The organism is Mycobacterium malmoense, assembly GCF_019645855.1.
GTDB classification, from domain to species: Bacteria; Actinomycetota; Actinomycetes; order Mycobacteriales; family Mycobacteriaceae; genus Mycobacterium; species Mycobacterium malmoense.
The window spans coordinates 4,268,261-4,290,505 of record NZ_CP080999.1; the positions used below are offsets into that span (position 1 = coordinate 4,268,261).

A 22,245-nucleotide genomic window follows, 5' to 3' on the forward strand; every position below is an offset into this window, starting at 1 on the left:
GTGCCCAAGGGGTTGCATTCCGCGACTCCCGCCGAACGGAGCGTGACAGTCTCCCGTAACTCCGCTCTTGTCATCCAATCCGTCAGAACGCCGTCGTCTACGCCCAGTGAACGAACATCGCTGGGCTCTCTCGACCTTAGACCTGACTTTTATCAAGCGATCGCGGAGTGCAAGGCTAATCCCATGACTGCTGTAGATGCATCGGACCTAGTAGGTCAGGTTCAGTCCAGGAACATTGGCCTGGTCCCACTGGTCAACATCGCGGGCGGGCTCTACCCGAATTTGCTCGTCAGCTCGGGCTTCGACGCCGCGACGTCGCTCGACTCAAGCGGAGCGTGGTCGTGGGACGGCACGGTCGGATATACCCGTGTGGGGTCGGCGACCGCGAGTGCGGACGGAACCGACCAGCCGCTGTACTCCAACCTCATCGAAGTCACCGAAGGCCAGGAGCTGGCCATGTCAATGCACTTCATGTGGACAGGTCTGACAGCGGCGGCCGATACCAACCCGATCCAGATCAGCGCAGCAGCCTATGACACCAACAACAATCAGCTGACCACCGCGATGCTCGCAAGCGTGACATCGCCGGCCTCTTCGTCGGAATGGGTCGAACTATCTGGGATATATACGGTCCCTGCCGGCGTTGCCTACGTTGCGTGCTTGATCGAGCTGACCGCGGATGCAACCGCGGGCCAGGTCTGGGCAGACGACGGCGCGATCGCGCGCCAGGGCACACCAGAGTGGTATCTGAGTCTTCTCACCGACATCCAGAGCAACGCCAACAATCTCCTGTCGCTGTTACAGAGCCTCGGCGCAGACGCGAACTACGCCATAGAGCAAGCGATTTCCTACGTCGAATCGGCACTAACCGGCGTCATTCCGGCGATTGTTGACCTCGGCGACGGTACCGGCAAACTTGTCGGTGACATCATCGACAACGCCGACGGCACAGCAACACTGGTCGAAGGCGCGGCCAATGTGCTAATCGATAACGCTGATGGCACCCTGACGTCGATCGGCCAAACGTTGCAGAACGCGGCCAATGCGGCTGCAGTCACGGCCGCCCGTAACTTGTCCGGCGCAGTGTTAAATGTGCAAGCCACCGTCGACACGCTGATGAACTCCTGGGGAGTCGCTGGCACCAATTTCGTGCAGTCCCAACTGCAAGCGCTAGCCCAGTCCATCCCTTACCCAAACATTCAAGGCGTGCTCGGCCCAGGGGATCTGGGCTCGGCAGTACGTGCTGTGGTCAACGGCGCCTACGCGGGACTGACAGGTATCGCGGATGCCGCCGATATCGGTATCGAGACCCTGCAAAGCCAGCTCAGCGGATTAGTCATGCTGCTCGGATACCGGCCCGACGGGTCGATAGCCGGGGGATCAACGGCAGCGATCGCACAAACGAATAGTGCCAACACCGCCAATCGCGCTGTCACGAAACCAAGTTGGCAAAGCATCGAATCAAGCACTGACTGGGTCTTCCCGCCTGCCCTGATTCAATCACAGTCGCCATTACCCACAGTCGCTGTGACACAAGCGTCCACGTCGATAGGTTTCCTCACCGTGACCGATGCGGGTGTACAGGAAAGCTGCGACTGGTTGGGTTATCCCACCGGCGGTTCGATGAGCACGTTCACAGCGTTCTACCTGAACATTTATCAGCTGAACGTTGCGAACGCGGTGAATTACCCGAACGACTCAGCCAACAACAACCCCAGCAACTTGCCATTCCCGGCTTCTCCTGTGGGAGAGTTGGTTTGGCTGCGCTCGACACCTAATATCGTCGAACTCATAGCGGGCGGCTCAACCCCGGTGTGGAACGCCTACGACTTCGGCGTCACCGACACCGATATCGTCAACTCGGACATCACCACCCGCGGCGTGCCGGGCAGCGGCGACACCGTTCAGGGAGCCACATTCATCAATGCCAACCAGGGCGACGTGTTCGCGGTGGAACTGCAGGTTTACGGCAGTGGCACCTACAACGTTCTTGGCATGAGCAATTACATTCCGTCACATCCCACGGCAATACCCGCCAAAGACGGTGCCTCACGGTCAAACCCGGCGAGCTTCGCCCCAGCGTCGCTTCCCGCTCCTGTAGCGGACCCGACAGAGAGCTCGCCGGTGGGCTATGTAAATAGCACTCCAAATTTCGGTCTGAGTGGCACCACCTCTCAAACTCTGTACCCATCCGTGTTGCAATCGTTCACCTCCAGCGGCACCTACGACCCACCAGAATGGGCCAACTATTTCGACATCGTTATTTGTGGTGGCGGTGGCGGCGGTGTCGCGGGCGCCGCTTTTGTCGGCGGCGTCGGCGGAAACGCCGGCGGGTGGAACCAGCAGCGGCTGACGAAATCCCAAATCTCGGGCGCCGCGTGGACGGTCACGCTCGGCGGCGGTGGAGGAAACGGCCCCGCCGGTAGCTCGGCTGGCAACGGCGGCGCCACCACCGTCGTGGTACCCGGGTGGGGAACGCTATCCGCGTACGGGGGCGCTGGCGGGGTCGGTAACGAAGGCTTGGGAGACGCCTTCGGTGGGCCTGGATGGGGGCCAGGGAACGACTCTTTCCCCAATTACTACGGCGACCCAAACGTCTACTACGGCGGTGCACAGGAAAACTCCCCTCAGGGCAACGGCAACCAACCGGGCGGCGGCGGTGCAGGCGGGAACGCGTTTTTCGCTGTTGGCTCTTATATCTACGGCGGCTTCGGAGCCCCCGGAGGCGCGTTTATCCTGGCATACCAATAGGAGCCTTCATGACAACTAAAGTGATCACCTCTAAACCCCTGATCCGATAACCGGGTTGACCAAATCATTTCTGGGGTGGCAGTTTTCCGGCTCAACGGTTCAAGACGCTTTCGAAGGCTGCAACATTATCTGGACGGCCGCGGCTGGAGCTGGCAGATATCACCTGTTCCCGGTACGGTGACGTGACGACAACACCACCAACGCCGCAATTATGGGCTGCAACGTTCGCGAAAGCCGGGATTACTTCTCTTCAGGTCAAAGACCCTGACTGGATCGCATTCGACGGCACATTCGTGTGGTGCTTGCCGAACAGTGAGATCGGTAATTACATCGTCACCGACCAACAGACAGGAGAGTAGCCCCGTGGCTAGCATCCCGCAGATGGTGTACCAGGGTACGCCGACGATAACAACGAACACCGCACCGCTGTTCGGGGTCATCAACAAATACGATGCGTCGAGCGGACCGCTCTCAGTGGCTCTTCCGGCGCTGTCCAGTCTCAACCCCGGCGTCTCCTGCATTTTGCAGAAGTCGCCCAGTGATCTGACGTCGAACACGATTACGTTCACCCCCAACGGAACTGACGGATTCGACAACGGGGCGTCCGCCGTCTACCTCACGCAGCCCGGTGAAATCAAAGTGCTCCAAAAAATTACCATTTCTGGTGCGAACGTATGGATGATCACGAACACTGTCTCCGACAGCTCGCCCTACTGGGCGTTACAGCCGGCCGGTCAGATCTGCACCCTACCGCGCATCCAACTGAACACTTCCCTCCCGCTTGCCAGTGGCACGCTGCATCTCGCGTATTTTCAGGCCCCAGCCGGAGTTAGCGCCCTGACGATTTCCAATGTGGCCGTCTCGACCGGAGACGTGGCAGCCGCAGGAGTCACCCTGGCGCTGATAGGCATTTTCTCCGTCGATCCCGTCACGGGTGACCTCACGCTTGTCGCTGTATCCAACAGCGCCGCAACTATTTTAGAAGCAGGAACCTACAACAACGATTCGGTGTCACTGACGTCGCCTGTTTCACTGGTCCCAGGCGGCACCTATGCTGTCGGGATCTTGGTCATAGCCTCCACCATGCCGGAAATGGTCGGCGAGTATGTTGTCGGCGACGCGAATAGCGTCGCACCCCGGCTCGTCGGATTCGTCACTAGTTTGACGGAAATGCCGACAACCGTCGCCGCCGCCAGCATCTACAACGAATACCGCCTGCTGTACTTCAGGATGTTCTGACCATGACCATCTGGGTCTACGAAATGGGCGGCACCGGGATAATTATCAGGGGGTACGACTTCGGTAACTGGCCGTGGACTCCTGAGTCTCTCGAGCCCGGTCAGGTGACGCTCGTCACGAATCTGGGCTTTAACATGAATTTCGAATGCGGTCTGGTCTGGTATCCGGCCCAGGCACTTCCGATGGGGCCAAGCGTCGATGAGGGGATTAGCCTCCTGACGGAGGCTGTCAACACCTATTCTCCAAATCCTGGTGACCAGTTCGTGCTGATGGGAATCAGCCAGGGGGCGATGGTGTGCTCAAAGTTTTACGATTCATGGCGCACTGGACCGCGTGCGGATGATCTGGTCGCCGGCATCATGTTCGGCAACCCTGCCCGCGAAGCCGGCCACACGTTCCCCGGCTGCCCCGACCCAGGCGGACACGGGATATGGGAATGGCGCCTCACCGACACCGAAGACAAATGGTGGGAATTCGCGCTTCCTGGGGACCCCGCGACAACACAGGGTGATGATATCGTGGGGCAGGTCTCCACGGATATTTTTGAGTGGATGCAGGCCGATTGGGCTGGCGGCCTTGAATACCTGGACCAGGTCGTTTTAACACACCCGCTAGAAGACATCAGCTTGCTCGACCCTTTCTTCGATATCGTATCGCTCGCCGAAATCTTGTATAAAGATATATACGAGCTTGCTACTGTCCACCTGACCTACGGAAGTCCGACCAGAACGATCATCCCGGGAGATCCGCGCAGCTGTTACGAAATCGCTGTCGACTACATCAACTCGCTCGCACCAGCCGATGATTCAACCGCAATCAACCCAACAGTTCCAATGCCCGTCGCGACGGGCTGGTCAAGTCAACCAGTCCATTAAATAATTAAATTGGAGCAAGGACAAAGGCCAGCAAGACAAGCGGCCCGACAGGAATCAAAATCGGACTGAATAGCGCCAAGGCCCCGACGCTCTCTACCAGAAACAGCAACGTCTCGACGTTCTCGGTGAACGACGCCGCGCTCGACACGTCCGTGTTGGCGTAGCCGTTGGCCGCAGATGTCAGATGCTGCGCAAACTGCTGGATGCCGATCATCCCAGTTTGCTCGACTGCCATGTGAAACTGTTCGGCGTAGGTCGAGAACAGATTCACCAGATTTTGGGACAGCTCGTCACCCGCAGCTGGGGTGATTCCGGTTGTCGACGTAGCTACGGTGAGGTTCGCGACGGCGATGTCGGACCCCACAGTCGCGAGCCGCTGCGCTGCGGTAATCAGCTCATCGGGGGAGACCAGCATAAGAACAAATCCAACCATCTACCCGAGCGTCGCGGGTCAGAATACGCGATTCGGCTCGCGTCTGGTGTCAGGTCGCGGTGCAGTTCCCGAAATGGGTCTGGGTCATGAAGGAGCCAGAGCCATTACATTATTGCTCACTCAAAGCGGTATTGCTTTGAATGAGCAATCGAAAATGATGGACCTCGCCACGATACGCCGATCAACAGGTATGACCCAGACCGAACTCGCCGCCAACCTCGGTGACGGCGCAGATCGAGATCAACCAGCGGGCAGAAATCAGGCTGGTTGAGCGCGGCGGCGAACGGGATGGCGGCAAGCAGTCGCTTTCATCAGAGGATTGGCGCTGGCCGTCCACAATCGAACCGATAAGCGCTTGTCGGAATTACCAGAGCCAACTTTCTGACCAACGGATTAACCTCAGAACCAACACAGCGTTTAATAACAATCGCCAGGAAAAGCGGACTTAAAATCCGCCCAGTGTCGGTTCGAATCCGACTGGGGGCACGCCCCTGGTCCGCGCAAGTCGATACTGGTCGACGAGGCCAACGCCACGCTGAACCGTCACTCAATACACTGACCCATCGTGGGCATGGTGTTTGGCTTGGCGCCGTGGATCGTCTATTGGGTGCTCGTCGGTAACGTCCCCTTCACCACGGCAGCACTGGTCGCGCTCGCGATCGCCGTTGCCGCGTTCGTGATCGAGCGCGTCTTACCTGACTTTTATCAGGCTAGACGGTGATTCTGGACTGAATGCGCCAGGTTGGGAGCACGCTCAGATCGTCGGCAATCTCGTGCACTGCAACAGATTTCAGGACGTTCTCAGTGCAATCCATTAGCAGATTAGGACGCTGCGACGGGTGCAGTGGCCGCCCGAAATCCCCTGAGCAGCGTATTACTGTATTACTGCCCCTTGCTAATTGTTGTTCCGTTGGAGGAGGGCGCGCCTCGACCAAAAGCATGGACCATCCATCCGGCGTTCCGCCAATTGTCCAGATCGATCACGTTACGGGTGTCGAGTAGCCGAGGCATTCGCACATAGGCCCGCAACACCAGCGGGTCGATCATGCGGTACTCGTCCCACTCAGTGGCCAGTACTACCAGGTCAACACCTCGGCAGGCATCTTCGAGGTTTTCGCAGTAGGTCAAGGTCGGAAACTTCGCCCGAGCGTTGGTGATCGCCTTCGGGTCGTGCACCCGTACGTCGGCACCCCGAAGATGCATCGACGCAGCGACATTCAATGCCGGTGAGTCACGAACATCGTCACTATTGGGTTTGAAAGCGGCCCCCAACACCGCAATTCGTTTGTCTAGAAAATCGCCTCCGAGCAACGTGCCAGCCGCGGACACTGCCTTTGCCCGCCGCCGCACATTGATCTTGTCGACCTCGCGCAAGAACGTGAGAGCATCGGCGGCACCCAGTTCGCCGGCCCGGGCGCTAAATGCGCGAATGTCCTTCGGTAGACATCCGCCACCAAAACCTAAGCCCGCGTGCAGAAATTTACCACCGATACGCTCGTCGTAAGATAGTGCCCTACTGAGCACGACCACGTCAGCATTGCTGAATTCGCATACCTCGGCCATCGCATTGATGAACGAGATCTTAGTAGCCAGGAACGAGTTGGCTGCGACCTTGACCAACTCCGATGTTGCGAAATCCATTGTAAGATACGGAATGCCGGCATCGATCAAGGTCGCATAAACCTCCAGCAGCACTTTCTCGGCCGTTTCGGAGGCCACTCCGAATACCAAACGATCAGGATGCAAAGTGTCGTATACGGCTCTGCCTTCCCGGAGGAATTCCGGATTCCAAGCCACCTCAAGCCAATTCGGCTCGTTGAGCCGCGTGAACTGATCCGCCAACCGTTGCGCAGTACCCACCGGCACCGTCGATTTACCGACGATCAGACTCGGCAGGTTCGCATATTCGGCAACCAGTCGGAAAGCACTGTCGACGTACTGCAGATCCGCGGCACTCGAACCGGCCGACTGTGGCGTACCGACACAAATGAAGTGCACCGTTGCGCCCGAAATCGCTTCCTCCGGCAGTGAGGTGAACCGGAGTCTGCCTGAGCTGACCTCGGCCAACAAGAGTTCGACGAGACCCGGTTCGTAGAACGGCGGCCTCCCCGTCGACAACGCAGCGATTTTGTCGGCATCGGTGTCAAAGGCGACTACCTCGTGCCCGAGTCGGGCCATACTGGCGGCGTGCACCGCGCCCAGGTAACCGGTGCCCAGCACACTGATCCGCATTTGTCGCACTTTACGCCTAAACAGTATGGGTAGGCTGGGTCCTCGCTGAATTGTGTGGTGGTACATCGGTGACGACCTGTATTCCGCACCTCATGGTGAGTTCATGACAATCACGGTCTCGCACAATTGGGAAAACACCAGTCTGACAGGCGCTCACAAATATCCACAGCGCTGATTTCTAGCGGCTCTGTCAATGAGTTGTCCAGCCATGTGGCTGTATTCAGCGGACTCCATATTGATATTGGCGGTCGTCCCTACTCCATCGACCCGTTCACCTTTCCGGCAACGCCGGGCACCGTCGACTTAGGCGCCATTGCCGATGTTTCGCTTCGGGTAATCGACCTTCCCCCATTTAATCCGTCCAAGTTTCCGGCCCGAGCGCATCGTTACCGCGATAGTGGGCCTTGAACGCAAAGGACTCCGAGCCATCCGAGCTTCCGCGAGGCGCTCAGCAAGCCGGACCCCCAGGGCGATCCCGAGCAGCGTCGGGTTGGCCTGGCTGGACGTCGGCAGCACGGATGTGCTGGCGACGTACAGCCCGCGCACCCCGTGGACCTGCAGGTGTGGGTCCACGACGCCGCCTTCCGGCGACTCCGACATCCGTGTGGTTCCGGCCTGATGGAAACCCGCCTTCTTTTCCATGTACGCGCGCACCGAGCCCTCGACATCGTCGGTCAGCCACTCCACATACCCCACGCCGTGGCGGCGAAGGTGCTCGTCGATTGCGGCGACGGCCCTGCGCACGCTCTGGTAATCGGCGTCGGAGTAGTGCATGCGGGTGCGAATCCGCCGCATGCCCAGGGCATCTCGCTCGTCGGCCAGCTCGACCCGGCTCTCCCAGTGCGGAAGGTGTTCGCCGTGGTACTGGAGCAGGTATTGATTGTCGGCGCTCTTCACGAAAAAACCCGGCGCCTTCCTGCCCCTGCGGAGGAACCGGGCGTAGTAGAACGCGACCGCGAACCGGATCGACGGGGACAGGTCGCGCACGATATTGCGAAGATGCGCGAGGATTCGAGGCGGGCCGTCCGTTTGGGTGTGTACCTCACGAATCGCCCCCGCGAGCAGGAAGCGGCCGATCGGGGAGATCAGGGTGAGGTAGACGCCCGACAGGATCCCACTTCTGTGACCGGGGTCGCTGATCGGCGGGTTCACCAGCCAGACGGCGGCATTCGGCATCCCGAGTTCTCGCTGTCGGCGGGCATCGATGGTGAAGCGTCGGCGAACGTAGACCCCGTCGTTGTCCCGCTCATACCCGTAGATGATGTCGTCCGTGGTGAAATGCACGCGCGCGACCCGGCCCTCGACGTGGGCCATGTACCAGCGTCCCAGGTGCCCCCCGGCGTTTCCCAGCCCCGCGGGATGGTGGCGGTCCGATGCCAGCAGCAGGCGGGTCGCCTCCAAACCGCCGGTCGCGATGACGTAGTCGGCCGCGACGACCCTCCCCTCCCGTCTATCGAGTGTCTTGACGACTAGGTGGTCGACGGCGTCGCCGGCGTCGGTCGTCACGATTTCGGTGCAGGTGAGGCCGGTCCACACGGTGAGACCGGGGGTATCCCGCAACGCGGCGCGGTACTCGCGCCCGAAACGCGTCGGCAAGGCCCACCGCTCGAGATCGGTCGTGCGCACCTCGCCGTCGGGGAGCCCGGCGATCATGTCCCGGTGGGCGAGCCCCGGGATATCGCGCGCGTTGAATGCTGCCCGACCGCACGCCGCCCACTCACAGGCCCGCTGGAGGTACGGTTCGACATCCTCATATCCAATCGGCCAGGGCGCCTGCTCGGTGATGGGCCGGTCTTCGAAATCGATGGGGTCGAACGCGACGCAGCGCCCACCCCAGAGCGCCGTCGTCCCGCCGACCTGCCGGCGGACGGTCAGCTCACTGCGCGCATGGAAATAGTCATCCTGCCGCGAATCGAAGGTCGCGAGGTCCTGCGCCGCCCGGTTCATTCGCTCCAGGCCACTGTCGATCAGCGCGACCCGCACACCCGCGCCGGCGAGTTCCAGCGCGGTCGCGATGCCGATCGCGCCGGCTCCGACAACCACCACATCGGTCTCGATCGTCGTGCCGGTGGCGAATTTCTCGGGGCCACGGATCACCCGGAGGCACCCGCTCGAAACTCCTTAACGAGAGCGAGGAACCGCGTCAAGATGTCGGCGTCCAGCGGCGCCGAGACCGCGCTCGCCGCTTCGGCGACCCGTCGCGGTTTAGTGGTGCTGTACAGAATCGCCCGGCAACCCGTTGCCGTAGCGGCGGACCCGAGGATCAGTTTCGGGAGCACGCCGGGAGCGAGCGGATCGATCTGGAGGGCCTCGCGCCAACGGCTGGCCAGCCGCGGGTCCGCCCGCAATGCCCGCGAGAGCGTCATAAGCGGCCTGTTCAACACGCCGAACGCGAGGTCCGCGGGGCGCGGCGAAGGGCTGAGCACGTCACTGCGCAGTTGACTCACGCCCTCGGGGGCGAATGCCCGGGCGAAATCCACTTCGAGGCCCTCGTCTTGAGAGACTCCCCAGGCGCGAATCTTGCCCTGCTGCTTGGCGCGGTCGAAGAATTGGCGGAGTTCACCGCCGGCAACCGTGTCCCCGGGCCTCGGGGCGTGAACAAACAGGATGTCGACGTAGTCGACTCCCAGCGCCGCGAGGCTCTGGTCAAGGCTGCGCGCGGCGACGGCCGCGTCATACAACCGGACCGTCTTGACGGCGCCCTGTCGCCGTTTGACAGCCCGTCGGAGCGTCGGCGCTTTTCGGAGCACCGCCCGCGCCGGGGCCTGAAACCGGGCGACGCGCCGAGTCACGCCGCCAACTTCGATGCCGAACTTGGTTGCAACGGTCACGGCGTCGCGGTCGATCGTGCGCAAGAACGCCCCTAACTCCGCCTCCGCCATTCCCAGGCCATACATCCGCGCGGTGTCGAAGTGCGTCATCCCGCCGTCCACCGCGTCGGCTAGGACGGCCATCCGCTCTTTCCGGGACGGCGACCGCATCAAACCGGCACAGCCAAATCCGACCGCGCTCACCGTCAGTTTCGGTCCCGGAAGCTCAACCCGGTCCACCACCACCACAGCCCTCGTAGATTCGGCGAAGCTGCACACCGATGACTTCGGGGCTGCGTGTCGCCGCAATGTGCGCCTGGCCCTTCAACCCGTCACGCTCGGCCAGCTCCGGATCGCGCAGGTAGCGGCCGATCGCCGCCGCCAAGGCGGGAGCGTCATCGACGGGCACGAGCATCCCCGGGTCGGACACAATCCCCGGCGTGCCGGAAATCGGGGTCGACACGGCCGGTCGCGCGCCGGCGAGGGCCTCGGCCACGACCAACGGCATCCCCTCGGCGCGCGACGGAAGCGCGACCACCCGGGCCGACCGGATCAATTCGGGGACCACGTCGGGTTCCACCGGGCCTTCAACCGACAGGCGCTCCGTCGGCGGCGGGGTGTAATCCTCGATGGGACCGACTATCCGACAGCGCCATTCGGGTCCTGCAGCGCCCTCGGCGAGAAGTAACCGCCAGGCCGCGACGAGCGTGTCGACTCCCTTGCGGAGGCCGATGGCGCCCGCGAAAAGCACCACCGGTGGCGTCGAACTGGCCCCGGGCGCGTCTCGATCGATCACGGTCGGGTTCGCGACGATGCCGGTCGACACCGAAGGCGCCACCTCGGCGACGGCGGCGCGCGCGTCCTCCGACAGGACGATCACATAGTCCGCGCGGCTCAACGTGGCACCGACAAAGCGGGGGTGCGACCGGGCGAACTCGGGGAAATCGAAACCATGGACGGTGACGATCACCCTGAGGCCGCGAGCTCTCGCCAGTCGGATCAACGCTCCCTTGCGCAGCCACGCCCCGCCATTGGTGATGTGGAAGTGCGCGATGGTGGTTCGTGGGGCCCGTGCGAGCACCGCCGCGGCGCGCGCGGTCAGAATGAGGTTCCTCGCGTGGTGGTGCCCGTTCCACGTCGAAAGGACTCGGATGGCGTCCGCGCCGATCTTGTTGTCGTGGATGACCCGGATCACGGACTGCGTGCCGCCGACGCTGTGCATGTTGGGTCCTACGTGTGTGACCGCGATCATTGTCGGCCAAGGGCGGGTCGGCGCGCCCGCACGTGGCGGGTGTTCGCGGAGACGTCGACGGTTAACACCGGGCTGGGTACCACAGCAAACTGGACATCCGGTCAAGATAGACCAGGCCGGCCGCGATCCGCTCGACACACGCGCAACGACCGCCAAGCGATAACGCTCCCCCAGGTAGGGGGTCACGCCGGTCCTCTGATCTTTGCCCGGTAGCTCCGGGCGGCGGCCCTGGTGCGCAAGGACGGCCGGGCGTCTGTCAGCACGGTCCCGACGATCTCCGCGTTGGCCGCGCGCAGGGCGGTCAACGCGTCCTTGAGTTCGTCGGCGGTGGTGCGCCTGGCCCGCACCACAAGCACCGTGGCCTGGACGGCGCCGGCCAAGAGGCCGGTGTCGACCGCCGCCAAAATCGGCGGACCGTCGACCACCACCCGGTCAAAGCGTGACGACAGGTCCGCCAGGACGTTGTCGATCACTTGCGGCGGGTACGCGCTGCACGGCAGCGTCTCGCGGCGGGCGGACCGCGATGCGAGGACGAACAGCTTCGGCATCGGTGTCGCCTTCACAGCGGCCATAGCGATGTCGGGGTTGGCCAGCGCGTTGGCCAGCCCCTCCCCCGATTCGACGTTGAGCAAACCGGCGATCACGGGCCGGCGGGTATCGCCCTCGACCAGCAGCACGTCCTCGCCGGACTCGGCGAATGCCCGCGACAGGTTCAGCACCGTCGTTGTGGTTCCTTCGCCGCCGAACGGCGCCGCTACCAGCACGCGGCGGGCTTCGGGCCCCATCACCCTGCGCAGCCGCGCGCGCAGGCCGCGCACGGCGTCGTCGAACGCGACGTCGGCGCCGAACCGCGGCGTGCCGCCGCGCGTTCCAGGCAGCTCGGCCAACGTCGGCAAACCCGAAAGTTCTTCCAGCTTCTCGCGGGTGCGCACGGTGCGATCGCTCGCCTCGCGGGTCAGCGACACCGCGATGCCAAGGAGCACACCCGCGACAAGCCCGATCGCCATGTTGCGCATCGGGACCGGCGACACCGGTCTGCTGGGTACTCGGGGTGGCTCCACCACCCTGGCGTGGGCCACCGGTGTCTTAGCCGTTGGCTGCGCGGGGGCCTCCGGCGGCTGGCCCTGCGTCGGGGTTGTGTCAGCCGGCCGTGGGGTCGCACCGAGCGTCGCGACCATCACGCCGAACTGATCGGCCATCGCGCCCGCCAGTGCCGCGGCCCGCGACGGATCGGTGTCCTTGACGCTGATCGTGAAGAGCATCGATTTCGCGGCGTATTTCACCTGGGTCTGGTTCACCAGGTCATCGGCGCTCATCGGGACCTGGAGCTGGCTGATCGCGCGCTCCGCTATGGTGTGTCCGCCGGCGATCTGGGCGTATGACGACAGCCGTTCTTGTGCGGCCATCGTGCCGCTGTACAACTCGTTGAGGTCGGTAGCGCCGGAAAACGAGACCAGGACCGTGGCCGACGACTGGTAGTGCTTCGTCTGCACTGCCGTGACGAATGCGGCACCGACCGTACACGCCAGCAGGGCGGTCGTGGCGAGTTTCCAGTGCGCCCCGAGAATCCGGACAAAGGTGCGGAAATCCATCCACTAGCCTTCCTGAGCGTACGCTGAACGGATATCGTCGATCCGATTTACTGCGCATCCGCGCGCAAAGCCCAATGCATAGTATGCAACATCGTCATCCGGCAGCATCAAAATCACGATGCCCGGGCAGTCAAAAGCTTTGCCGGCGCCTCTTCCGCGCCCGCTGTTCATTGCCGGGCGGCGGTCAGTACATCGCGCGGGACGTTGAGCGTTGCGAGCGGATACCACCCGGAGCCGTCGCGTCCATCCCGCGCCAAGTGCATGGGGGGATAGTTGACCACGTGCGACGCGCCGGGCTTGTGCTGTTCCCAGTCGACGGACGCGGTGAGCGTGTAGTGCCCCGGCGCCAAGCCCGCGACGTCGACGACGACGGACTCGGTCGACGACACCGGTACCGGTTCCTTATCGGAATTGTCACCGGATTGGCCCTGGACCAGGGCCTTCAATACCACCGTTGCGGGCAGCGTGCGGATCACCGCTCCCGAGAAGTCCACCAGCCGGTAGCTGGGGACCCATTTTTCGGTTGCGGCGGCGGAACCGTAGTTGGTCCAGGTGACACCGACCGTCGCCTTGCCGTCGCGTATCGATTGCGATCCCGGCCGCGCCTCGACCGAATACCGATAGCCGGCGACAACGTTGGTTTGCGCCCACAGCAGATACAACGCGGGATCCATCGGGGTGGTCGAGGCCGCGTCCTCGAAGTTGTGGCTCGATGTCATCGACACGTGGTATTTGATGACGTCGTGCAGGCCCTTTTCGTAGTACTGGCGCCGATCGGCTCCCTTGGGCAACGTGCACCACTCGGTGATCACCGGCGCCGTGACAAGCCGATCCTTCACTTCGGCGACGAGCGGATCCTTCGCCTGCACATAATGTGAGTCAGCCGCTTCGGCCCACGTGTGCAAAACTCCCATCACACCGATGCAATCCGACCGGATGCCGACCGGCGCGGACAGCCTCTTCGTGACATCGTCGGCGAGCAGTTGGCGGGTGATCTCGGGGTTCACCACCGTCGTTATCAATTGTGTGTGAGGGAAGGCGTTGACGTTCGCCGCAACCAGCTGCCGAATGGACGCGGCGGTGATGCTCTGATCGCGATACTGGCTGTAATACCCCAGCTTCGCGACGCTGTCGTCGGGCGCCGGACCCGGCGCGCCCAGCGTGTCACGCAGATACGAGATGTGGTTCTCGCTCCAATCCCCGTAGCCGGAGAACTCGAAAACGCTGAGCCGCTCGTCACCGTCATAGCGGCGGCCCAGCGCGGCGAGCAGCTGACCGAAAGCGTCCAGGTAATGGGGGTCGTTCCAGTTCGGCACCACCTGCGTGATACCGGGCCCCCACCAATAGTGTTGTGGCCCAGGGTAATCGGTGGCCGTCGAACGCATCCAGTCGGGAATCGAGATGTTCGTGTTGTTCGGATAGGTAGTGTCGCAGCAGGAGCTGTAGGCGTGGACACGAAGGGTCATCCGCATGTTTCGGCCGGCCAGTTTCGCCAGCGCGTCGTCGATCACGCTGAAGTCGAACTTGCGGTCGTCGGGAGCGTCGGGTGGCAGCGTGCCCGGGTCGGTGGGCTGCAACTGCCGCCACGAGACACGCAAACTGGCGTCATCGGACGCGGGCCACGCGGGATACCGCTTCTGCGCTGGGTTGCCCTGCGGGAAGAGCGGCACCAAAAGAGATTCGTACTGGCCGCGTAGCGGATTGGGGATCTCCTGCACGGTCAACGGTATGGGCGGACTGCTCACCACGGCCAGCGGCTCGGGGTTACCCCGACCACCACATCCGTTCAGCACCAGCGCCGCGCACGCGGCAACGACCGCCGCGGCCTTCCTCGGCGTTCGGTGGCGCTGCGACACGTTACTGACCATTGGCCTCCGTCATTGAATCGCGCGGGATGTCGAGCGTGGCAATCGGATACAGGCCCGAGCCGTCACGGCCGTCACGGGCCAGCGCCATGGGCGCATAGTTCACCACGTGCGAGGCGCCCGGCTTGTGCTGTTGCCAGTCCACGGAGGCCCGCAGCGTGTAGTGCCCCGGCGCCAGGCCCGTCAGGTCGACGTGCACCGATTCCGTCGATGACGCCGGGACCGCCTCCTCGCGTGACTGGCTGGAGTCGTCGTGGACCAGCGTCTTGAGGTTGACCGTCGCCGGCAGGGTCCGAACCACCGCTCCGGAGAAATCCACCAGCTTGTAGCCGGGCGCCCACTGTTCGGTCGCGGCCGCGGAGCCGTAATTGGTCCACACCACAGAAATGCTCGCCACCTTGCCCCGTATCGACTGCGAACCCGGCCGCGCTTCGACCGAGTAGCGATAGCCGGCGGACGCATTGGCTTGGGCCCACAGCAGATAGAGCTTGGTGTCCATCGCCGACGTCGAATCCCGGTCCGGGAAGTTGGTGCTCGACGTCATCGACACGTGATACCTGATGACGTCGTGCAGGCCCTTTTCGTAGTAGGAATGCGGGTCGGTTCCGTTGGGCAATTGGCACCACTCGGTGATCACCGGCGCCGAGGCGAGCCGCCGCTTGACCGCGTCGACGACCGCATCGTCGGTCCGCACGTACCGCGAGTCGCTGGACTCGGCCCATGCCGGCAGCGGTGACTGAACGCCGAGGCAATCCGAGCGGATCCCCACCGGCGCGGACAGTTTCTTGGTGATGTCGTCGGCGAGCAGCTCACGCACAATCTCCGGGTTCTGCGGGGTCACCACCAATTGCGTGTGCGGAAAGGCGCTTACGTTCGCCGCAACCAGCTGCCGAATGGACGCGGCGGTGATGCTCTGATCACGATACTGGCTGTAGTACCCCAGTTTCGCGACGCTGTCGTCGGGCGCCGGACCCGGCGCGCCAAGCTTGTCACGCAGATACGCGATGTGGTTCGCGCTGAAATCCCCGTAGCCGGAGAACTCGAAAACGCTGAGCCGCTCGTCACCGTCGTAGCGGCGCCCGAGCGCGGCGAGCAGCTGCCCGAAGGCGTCCAGGTATGCCGGGTCGTTCCAGTTCGGCACCACCTGTGTCACCCCGGGTGCGGAGCCATTCGGCGGGCTGGAGTAGCTGGTGGTGGCGCTGGGAATGGCACGCACCCAGTCGGGAACCGCGGTGTTCGTGTTGTTCGGGTAGACAGTGTCGCAACAGGAGTTGTAGGCGACCACCCGAAGGGTCAGCCGCATGTTTCGGCTGGCCAGCTTGGTCAGCGCGTCGTCGATCACGCTGAAGTCGAACCTGCGATCGTCGGGAGCATCGGGTGGCAGCGTGCCCGGATCGGTGGGCTGTAGCTGCCGCCACGAGACACGCAGGCTCGCGTCGTAGGAGGCCGGCCACGGCGGATACCGCTTCTGCGCCGGATTACCTTGTGGGAAAAGCGGGTTCAAGAGATCTTCGTATTGGCCGCGCAGCGGATTGGGTATCTCCTGGGCCGAAGCGGGTATGGCCGGACTGACCATCGCGTTCAGCGGCCCCGGGTTGGTGTGGCTGCTACATCCATTCATCGCCAGCGCCGTGCATGCGACAACGACCAGCCTGCTTTTTCTGAAAGTGTGAGACATCGGGGCGTCAGATCGCACCGAGCGACAACGCCTCGCGGTCGGCGAGGAACGGCATCGGCATCCAGCGCGCGGACAGCAACGCTTCCATGGCATTGCCCGGGACGGGGCGCGATAGCAAGAATCCCTGCGCCCGGTGGCAGCCGTGTTGCATCAAAGTCAGTGCGGCGGCGGGTGTTTCGACTCCCTCGGCGACCAGCTGCAGACCAAAGGCCTCGGCCAGCCCGATGATCGCCCGGACGATGGCAAGGTCGCCGGCGTTGGTGCCCAGATCACGGACGAACCCGGTGTCGATCTTGAGCACGTCGACCGGCAGCGATTTCAGGTGCGACAAAACCGCATAGCCGGTGCCGAAATCGTCGATGGCGATCTGGACCCCGACCTCCTTGAGCTCCGTCAGGGTTTTGCGGGTGGTTTCGATGTCGTGCACCACAGCCCGCTCGGTGATCTCCAGGCATACCGACCCGCTGTCGATGCCGAACTCCTCGATGGTGTCGGCAACGCTACGAACGAAACCTCGGGTGATCAGCTGCACGGGTGACACATTGATGCGCAATATGGCGCCTTGTCCGACGCCGTTGGATCGCCACCGGCTGAATTCGGCACAGGCGCTTCGCATTACCCACCGGCCCAGCTCGCCGGCGAGATTGGTCGATTCGGCGACCCCGATGAACGAGTCCGGCAGCAGCAGTCCCCATATCGGGTGACGCCAGCGGACCAGCGCCTCCGCCGCCACGATGGCGCCGGTCCACAGGTCGACCTCGGGCAGGTAGTGCAGCAGCAGCGCTTCGCTGTCGATATCGCCCTGGAGATGGAGTTCGATGTCGTTGCGGAAGGCGCTTTTCAGCGACATGTCGTCGGTGGACAGCGCGACCTGGTTGCCCTGGCCGCGCTTGGCGGTCAGCACGGCCTCGTCGGCCCGGCGCAGCAGATCGGTGGTGTTGTCGCGCCCGGGCATGCCCACCGCCAGCCCGATACTCACGGTGCGGGTGATCATGTAGCCGCCGATGGCCAGGCGCTCACGCAACATCGCCACGAGGCGACGGGCGAAAAACTCCGCGGTCTCGGCCGACATCGGCTGGTCGGGCACGACGACGAACTCGTCCCCACCCAGCCGGGCGATCATGCTGTGGCTTCCCACGCACACCCGGATGCGTTGGGCGAACACCCTGATGAACCAGTCGCCGGCGGTGTGGCCGAGGTAATCGTTGATCGGCTTGAGCCGGTCGAGGTCGAGGTACAAGACCGCCACAGGTCCGGGGCTTCCCGTCGCGAGCCGTTCGGACAGATGCGCCACCAGCGCCCGGCGGTTGTACAGGCCGGTCAGGTCGTCGTGCTCGGCCAGATACCGCAGCTTTTCTTCGGCCACGATGCGGGCTTGAAGCTGCGCAAACAGGGCGGCAACGGCCTCGAGCGTGTTGATCTCTTCTTGCTTCCACTTCCGGGCGCCGAACTTGACGAAGCCAAGTACCCCGGTGGTGATCTCACCCGAGACCAGCGGTGCGGCGGCCACCGAGGGCGAGACGGGTTGTTTGGCCCTGCCTATCCAGCGCCAGAAGGAGCGGCTGGGCCGATCCGGCCGTATCACCACCGGTTTCCGGCCGTGTTCGCACTGTGCGAGCACCGGATCGGCGCTGGTGAAGTGGACGACGGCCATCGGATCGGGGTCGGGAACGGCGGTTCGCGGTGGCCATTCGGCAACCAACACCGAGGCCCGGATGTCGTGGTCGTGGTGGCGCAGGAAGCTGGCGTCCACATCGAACTGCTCGACGAGCTGGGCGAGTACCTTTTCACTCACCTGGGTCGCGGTGGATCCCGTGGCCTCCATCAGCTGGGTGGCCACAGAGGTGACGACGAGATCCAGGCTGCGCGGCACGGGCTCCTCCGATGTCGGGCACATGTCCCATCTGGGCGCCTGGCCCAATCAGGGGGATGGTCGTCTTCTAATTTGCTTGTCCCAATGCGCAGTTACGCGCATCGAAAAGCCCCGTACTTCGGCGTTGTCTGCTGAGTGTATTCGGCACGGGGCAGGTTACAAATTAGTACAGCGAAGCGTATCATGGGCGGCCCGCCGCGCCCGGCCCCGCGAAGCTTACTTCTTTGCCGAAAGCCTCTAGCGCCATTTCGAGGGTCGCGTCCATGTCCGCCGCCCCGTGGCGTCGAACACCATCTGGGGCAACTGACTGCGCTTGATTCGCTGAACCCCCAAGTGGAACGACGCCGGCATGAGCGCCTGGAGTTCGCTGGAAAAGCGTCTCGGCGGAAAGACTGCGGCGATAAACAGGTTGGGATTCATCGTGCGGGCGACGCGTACTGCGGGTGCCAGATCGCTGTCGGCTGAGACGATCAAAGCTGCGTCGGACATCTTCAGTGCCGCATCCGCGACAAGATGCGCTGCGATGTTTACATCGGTTTCCTTCTCCTCGTATTCGGTCCAGGAGTGGTTGCAGCGACGACACGCCTTTGGCTTCGCTTGGTAGCGGCCGTTGATGATGTCGATCAGACCAGGGTTCTGGTCTGTCAGTGCGGCGAGATAATCGCTCTGACTTGCCAAGGCGACGAGATCCAGCCATAGATGCCTACGGCCCGACACCTCGTGCAGTCCGTAGTAAAGGTTGAACCCGTCGACGTAAACGGCCAACGTTTCAGACAAGGTCGCCTCCCGGACAGAAAAAGTCCACATCGGGAACGTTTTGCACCTGTTGATGAGCTATAGTGCTTGTGTAACCCCGCCTCCGTCTCCGGACGGATGGCCCGACGGCCCCTTCCCTAGGGGCCGTTTTTGTTTTGTCCGGTCGCGCCGCTCGATTCTCTCCAGGTCGAACAACACCAACGCCAACGTGCCTCGAAATCCGTGCCGATATCGACATACCCCGACAACGTCGGCGTCCCATCAGGTTTCGGTGCGCCGGCAAGCTGCGCACCACCGACCAATTGGAACGACCGTGGCCGCTTGCTTGCGCGTGCGCAGCTCCGCCTCGAGGTGTTCCACCGAAGGGGGCCAATCGATCCCAGTGCACAACAATCACCTTCGCATCCGGGTCCGACAAAACGCGGCGCAGCTTACGGCTGCGCGCGCAACCAGCCAACAATTCTGGTGGAAGCCGAAGAACGCCATCACCCCCAACGCCATCGCCGCGGTCACCAAATTGTTGACCGGGCACGGCTACGCGGACTACGTCGACGTGCCTGACTCCCGGCGATCAATCGAAGAGTTCGACAGGGCCGAGCATCAGCACCCGGCGAACGTCGGCAGCCGCAATAACGGCTGGGCGGCCAACAGCGTCTATGTCAACGACTTCGTCTTCATCCCGACGGCTGCCCTCGAGTGAGACGGCTCACAATCGCGGCACAAACTGTCACGCCGGGCCGACCCGCGGTGTCTCAAGGGCACAAGTCCCGTGAGAACCCGTGAGAATAGGAGACAGCCATGACCGAGCCGGCCACCCCACGAACCCACGTCGTCGTTGTCGGCGGCGGATACGCCGGAACGCTGGCCGCCAATCACCTGCGGCAGAATCCGGACGTCGACATCACCGTGGTGAACTCCCGTCCAGTGTTCGTCGAACGAATCCGCTTGCACCAGTTGGTCGCCGACACCGGCGCCGCGACCGCCGATTACGCCACGCTGCTCGGCGACGGCATCCGGCTGATTGTCGACACGGTCGACCGCATCGACGCCACGGACCGGCGCATCCTGCTGGGCTCGGGTCGCGAGGTGGATTACGACTACCTGATCTATGCCGTCGGCAGTACCGGAGCGATGCCGTTGACGGTGCCCGGGGCGGGCGAATATGCCTACTCGGTGGCCGATCTGGAAAGCGCGCAGCGGCTGCGGTACGCGCTCGCCGACCTGGCGCTGACTGCGCCGATCACCGTGGTCGGCGGCGGACTGACCGGCATCGAAACGGCTTCCGAGCTGGCCGAGCGGGACCGCCGGGTGACCCTGGTCTGCGGCGGCGCCCTGGGGCCGTCGCTGAGCAACCGGGGCCGGCGTTCGGTGACCAAGCGGCTGCGCAAGCTCGGTGTAGACGTGTTGGAAACCGTTGCCGCAAGCGAGGTTCGCTGGGACGCGGTGTTGCTTACCGACGGTGCCGTGCTGCCCAGCGCGGTGACGGTGTGGACGGCCGGATTCGCCGTGCCGGATCTGGCCGCGCGCAGCGGTTTTCGCACCGACGCACTGGGCCGGCTGCTCACCGACGAAACATTGACCAGCATCGACGACCAACGCGTCGTCGCCGCGGGCGACGCCGCCGCGCCGTCGGGCCAGCCGTTGCGGATGAGCTGCCAGGCCGCAGGGCCGTTGGGCGCCCAAGCCGCCAACACGGTGCTGAGCCGCATCGCCGGAAGCGCGCCCGCGGTGCTGAACCAGGCGTTCGTCGGGCAGTGCATCAGCCTGGGCCGCTCGCGCGCCGCATTCCAGCTCGCCCACACCGATGACACCCCGGTGAACGTGGTCGTCGGAGGCCGGTTCGCGGCCTCCATCAAGGAGGCGGTGTGCAAGGGCACGCTGTGGGCCATCCGGCGCGAGGCCACCAAACCCGGTTCCTACTTCTGGCTCAAGGGCGGCACGCGGCCCGCACGGTTGGCGATCGACGAGCCGGTCGCGCTCCAATGATCGCCGGCGGTGGACACGCCGAACGGTTCACCCCGCTGCGGCCGTTGCTGTTCACCATCGCCTACGAGATCCTGGGCTCGGCAACCGAGGCCGACGACGTGTTGCAGGACAGCTACCTGCGGTGGGCGGCCGTCGACCCGTCGACCGTACGCGACGCCAAGTCCTATCTGGCCCAGCTGGTCACCCGGCAAGCGCTCAACGCGCTGCGGGCCGACGCGCGTCGCCGCGAGGAGTACGTGGGACCCTGGCTGCCGGAGCCACTGCTGCTCGACGACCAGGACCCGTCGGCCGATGTCGTTCTGGCCGAATCGGTTTCGATGGCGATGCTGGTTCTGCTGGAAACGCTGAGCCCCGACGAACGGGCGGTGTTCGTGCTCCGCGAGGTGTTCGGTTTCGACTACGGCGAAATCGCCCAGGCGGTAGGCAAACCGGCGCCGACCGTGCGACAGGTCGCCCACCGCGCACGCGAACACGTACGGGCGCGGCGGAGAAGATTCGACGCGGTCGACCCGCAACGGAACGCGGAGATCACCGCCCAGTTTCTGGCCACGGCGGCCAGCGGTGACGTGGAAGCGCTGATGACGATGCTCGCCCCGGGCGCCACCTGGACGGCCGACAGCGGCGGCATCGTCAGCGCCGCCCGCAGGCCGGTCGTCGGCGCCGAGCGGGTGGCCAGGGCGATCACCGGGCTGATGCGCAAGATGCGTGAGATGTGGGCGACGCTGCGCGTGGAGATGGTGACCTGTAACAGCGCCCCGGCGGTGTTGGTCTACCACGACGAACGCCTCGAGATGGTGGCCACGCTGGAAATCGCCGACGGGAAGATCACCAACTTCTACGTGATGCGCAATCCGGAGAAGCTGGCGGCCCTGGCGACCGCGCGCGACATCAGCCGCGGCTGAG

18 protein-coding genes and 3 pseudogenes are annotated in these 22,245 nt (G+C 63.6%); 9 read left to right on the forward strand and 12 right to left on the reverse strand.

The window, feature by feature from the left end; translation table 11 throughout:
• Window positions 1-183: 183 nt before the first annotated feature.
• The 4 genes from K3U93_RS19545 (at window position 184) to K3U93_RS19560 (ending at window position 4,865) form a co-directional block, all read left to right on the forward strand.
• Window positions 184-2,751 (forward strand): glycine-rich domain-containing protein, encoded by a 2,568-nt coding sequence (locus K3U93_RS19545; RefSeq protein ID WP_139797120.1) that lies wholly within the window; start codon window positions 184-186, stop codon window positions 2,749-2,751.
• A 182-nt stretch (window positions 2,752-2,933) separates the two neighbouring features.
• A complete protein-coding gene (locus tag K3U93_RS19550) occupies window positions 2,934-3,110 on the forward strand; it encodes a hypothetical protein (RefSeq protein ID WP_217808443.1) in 177 nt (58 codons plus the stop codon).
• 22 nt (window positions 3,111-3,132) lie between these two features.
• Window positions 3,133-3,990, forward strand: coding sequence for a hypothetical protein (locus tag K3U93_RS19555; RefSeq protein WP_139797121.1), 858 nt, complete (start codon window positions 3,133-3,135; stop codon window positions 3,988-3,990).
• A gap of 2 nt (window positions 3,991-3,992) precedes the next feature.
• On the forward strand, window positions 3,993-4,865 hold the full coding sequence (locus K3U93_RS19560) for an alpha/beta hydrolase family protein (RefSeq protein ID WP_071512383.1): 873 nt from the start codon (window positions 3,993-3,995) through the stop codon (window positions 4,863-4,865).
• 4 nt (window positions 4,866-4,869) lie between these two features.
• Here K3U93_RS19560 and K3U93_RS19565 read toward each other — a convergent pair whose 3' ends face one another.
• The gene (locus K3U93_RS19565) at window positions 4,870-5,280 is read right to left on the reverse strand and encodes a PE family protein (protein WP_071512382.1); all 411 of its coding nucleotides are present in this window, start codon (window positions 5,278-5,280) and stop codon (window positions 4,870-4,872) included.
• Between the two features lie 91 nt (window positions 5,281-5,371).
• On the opposite strand from K3U93_RS19565, the gene K3U93_RS19570 reads away from it, so the two are divergent.
• Window positions 5,372-5,569, forward strand: a complete 198-nt coding sequence (locus K3U93_RS19570; protein WP_139797122.1) for a hypothetical protein — start codon at window positions 5,372-5,374, stop codon at window positions 5,567-5,569.
• Between the two features lie 294 nt (window positions 5,570-5,863).
• A complete protein-coding gene (locus K3U93_RS19575; RefSeq protein WP_176220035.1) occupies window positions 5,864-6,019 on the forward strand; it encodes a hypothetical protein in 156 nt (51 codons plus the stop codon).
• Between the two features lie 161 nt (window positions 6,020-6,180).
• On the opposite strand, the gene K3U93_RS19580 is transcribed toward K3U93_RS19575, so the two are convergent.
• The 11 genes and pseudogenes from K3U93_RS19580 to K3U93_RS25740 all read right to left on the reverse strand — a co-directional run.
• Window positions 6,181-7,530, reverse strand: a complete 1,350-nt coding sequence (locus K3U93_RS19580) for a UDP-glucose dehydrogenase family protein (protein WP_071512381.1) — start codon at window positions 7,528-7,530, stop codon at window positions 6,181-6,183.
• Window positions 7,531-7,959: 429 nt separating this feature from the next.
• Window positions 7,960-9,627: pseudogene (locus K3U93_RS19585) on the reverse strand (GMC oxidoreductase); the annotation flags it as partial.
• Complete coding sequence (locus K3U93_RS19590; RefSeq protein WP_071512401.1) at window positions 9,624-10,550, reverse strand: aldo/keto reductase; 927 nt, start codon at window positions 10,548-10,550, stop codon at window positions 9,624-9,626. The gene K3U93_RS19590 and the pseudogene K3U93_RS19585, both read right to left, overlap by 4 nt.
• 16 nt (window positions 10,551-10,566) lie before the next feature.
• Window positions 10,567-11,592: a glycosyltransferase family 4 protein gene (locus K3U93_RS19595; RefSeq protein ID WP_071512380.1), complete on the reverse strand. Its 1,026-nt coding sequence runs from the start codon at window positions 11,590-11,592 to the stop codon at window positions 10,567-10,569.
• A 182-nt stretch (window positions 11,593-11,774) separates the two neighbouring features.
• Window positions 11,775-13,184 (reverse strand): tyrosine-protein kinase domain-containing protein, encoded by a 1,410-nt coding sequence (locus K3U93_RS19600; protein ID WP_071512379.1) that lies wholly within the window; start codon window positions 13,182-13,184, stop codon window positions 11,775-11,777.
• A gap of 167 nt (window positions 13,185-13,351) precedes the next feature.
• Window positions 13,352-15,052, reverse strand: coding sequence for a hypothetical protein (locus tag K3U93_RS19605; RefSeq protein ID WP_230981439.1), 1,701 nt, complete (start codon window positions 15,050-15,052; stop codon window positions 13,352-13,354).
• Window positions 15,042-16,670 carry a hypothetical protein gene (locus K3U93_RS19610; protein WP_139797123.1) on the reverse strand — a complete coding sequence of 543 codons (1,629 nt, stop codon included), beginning with the start codon at window positions 16,668-16,670 and terminating at the stop codon, window positions 15,042-15,044. The genes K3U93_RS19605 and K3U93_RS19610 overlap by 11 nt, the downstream gene beginning before the upstream one ends.
• A gap of 64 nt (window positions 16,671-16,734) precedes the next feature.
• Window positions 16,735-18,600, reverse strand: a complete 1,866-nt coding sequence (locus K3U93_RS19615) for a putative bifunctional diguanylate cyclase/phosphodiesterase (RefSeq protein WP_083011567.1) — start codon at window positions 18,598-18,600, stop codon at window positions 16,735-16,737.
• A gap of 237 nt (window positions 18,601-18,837) precedes the next feature.
• Window positions 18,838-19,377, reverse strand: coding sequence for an NYN domain-containing protein (locus K3U93_RS19620; protein WP_230981441.1), 540 nt, complete (start codon window positions 19,375-19,377; stop codon window positions 18,838-18,840).
• Window positions 19,378-19,565: 188 nt separating this feature from the next.
• A pseudogene (locus K3U93_RS25535) lies at window positions 19,566-19,658 on the reverse strand (hypothetical protein); the annotation flags it as partial.
• Window positions 19,654-19,789: pseudogene (locus K3U93_RS25740) on the reverse strand (IS607 family transposase); the annotation flags it as partial. The pseudogenes K3U93_RS25535 and K3U93_RS25740, both read right to left, overlap by 5 nt.
• On the opposite strand from K3U93_RS25740, the gene K3U93_RS25745 reads away from it, so the two are divergent.
• From K3U93_RS25745 to K3U93_RS19635, 3 genes are all read left to right on the forward strand, one after another.
• Window positions 19,739-20,056 carry a hypothetical protein gene (locus K3U93_RS25745; RefSeq protein ID WP_083011564.1) on the forward strand — a complete coding sequence of 106 codons (318 nt, stop codon included), beginning with the start codon at window positions 19,739-19,741 and terminating at the stop codon, window positions 20,054-20,056. The pseudogene K3U93_RS25740 and the gene K3U93_RS25745 sit on opposite strands and share 51 nt — an antisense overlap.
• A gap of 98 nt (window positions 20,057-20,154) precedes the next feature.
• A complete protein-coding gene (locus K3U93_RS19630) occupies window positions 20,155-21,342 on the forward strand; it encodes an NAD(P)/FAD-dependent oxidoreductase (protein WP_083011565.1) in 1,188 nt (395 codons plus the stop codon).
• Window positions 21,339-22,244, forward strand: a complete 906-nt coding sequence (locus K3U93_RS19635; RefSeq protein WP_071510782.1) for an RNA polymerase sigma-70 factor — start codon at window positions 21,339-21,341, stop codon at window positions 22,242-22,244. The genes K3U93_RS19630 and K3U93_RS19635 overlap by 4 nt, the downstream gene beginning before the upstream one ends.
• Window position 22,245 lies beyond the last annotated feature (1 nt).

Excerpts from the sequence above, each read along its gene's own strand:
- K3U93_RS19545 (WP_139797120.1), top strand. The coding sequence starts at position 184 with ATGACTGCTGTAGATGCATCGGACCTAGTAGGTCAGGTTCAGTCCAGG.
- K3U93_RS19555 (WP_139797121.1), top strand. The coding sequence starts at position 3,133 with ATGGTGTACCAGGGTACGCCGACGATAACAACGAACACCGCACCGCTG.
- K3U93_RS19560 (WP_071512383.1), top strand. The coding sequence starts at position 3,993 with ATGACCATCTGGGTCTACGAAATGGGCGGCACCGGGATAATTATCAGG.
- K3U93_RS19565 (WP_071512382.1), bottom strand. The coding sequence starts at position 5,280 with ATGCTGGTCTCCCCCGATGAGCTGATTACCGCAGCGCAGCGGCTCGCG.
- K3U93_RS19570 (WP_139797122.1), top strand. The coding sequence starts at position 5,372 with ATGGGTCTGGGTCATGAAGGAGCCAGAGCCATTACATTATTGCTCACT.
- K3U93_RS19580 (WP_071512381.1), bottom strand. The coding sequence starts at position 7,530 with ATGCGGATCAGTGTGCTGGGCACCGGTTACCTGGGCGCGGTGCACGCC.
- K3U93_RS19595 (WP_071512380.1), bottom strand. The coding sequence starts at position 11,592 with ATGATCGCGGTCACACACGTAGGACCCAACATGCACAGCGTCGGCGGC.
- K3U93_RS19600 (WP_071512379.1), bottom strand. The coding sequence starts at position 13,184 with ATGGATTTCCGCACCTTTGTCCGGATTCTCGGGGCGCACTGGAAACTC.
- K3U93_RS19605 (WP_230981439.1), bottom strand. The coding sequence starts at position 15,052 with ATGGTCAGTAACGTGTCGCAGCGCCACCGAACGCCGAGGAAGGCCGCG.
- K3U93_RS19610 (WP_139797123.1), bottom strand. The coding sequence starts at position 16,670 with ATGAATGGATGTAGCAGCCACACCAACCCGGGGCCGCTGAACGCGATG.
- K3U93_RS19630 (WP_083011565.1), top strand. The coding sequence starts at position 20,155 with ATGACCGAGCCGGCCACCCCACGAACCCACGTCGTCGTTGTCGGCGGC.
- K3U93_RS19635 (WP_071510782.1), top strand. The coding sequence starts at position 21,339 with ATGATCGCCGGCGGTGGACACGCCGAACGGTTCACCCCGCTGCGGCCG.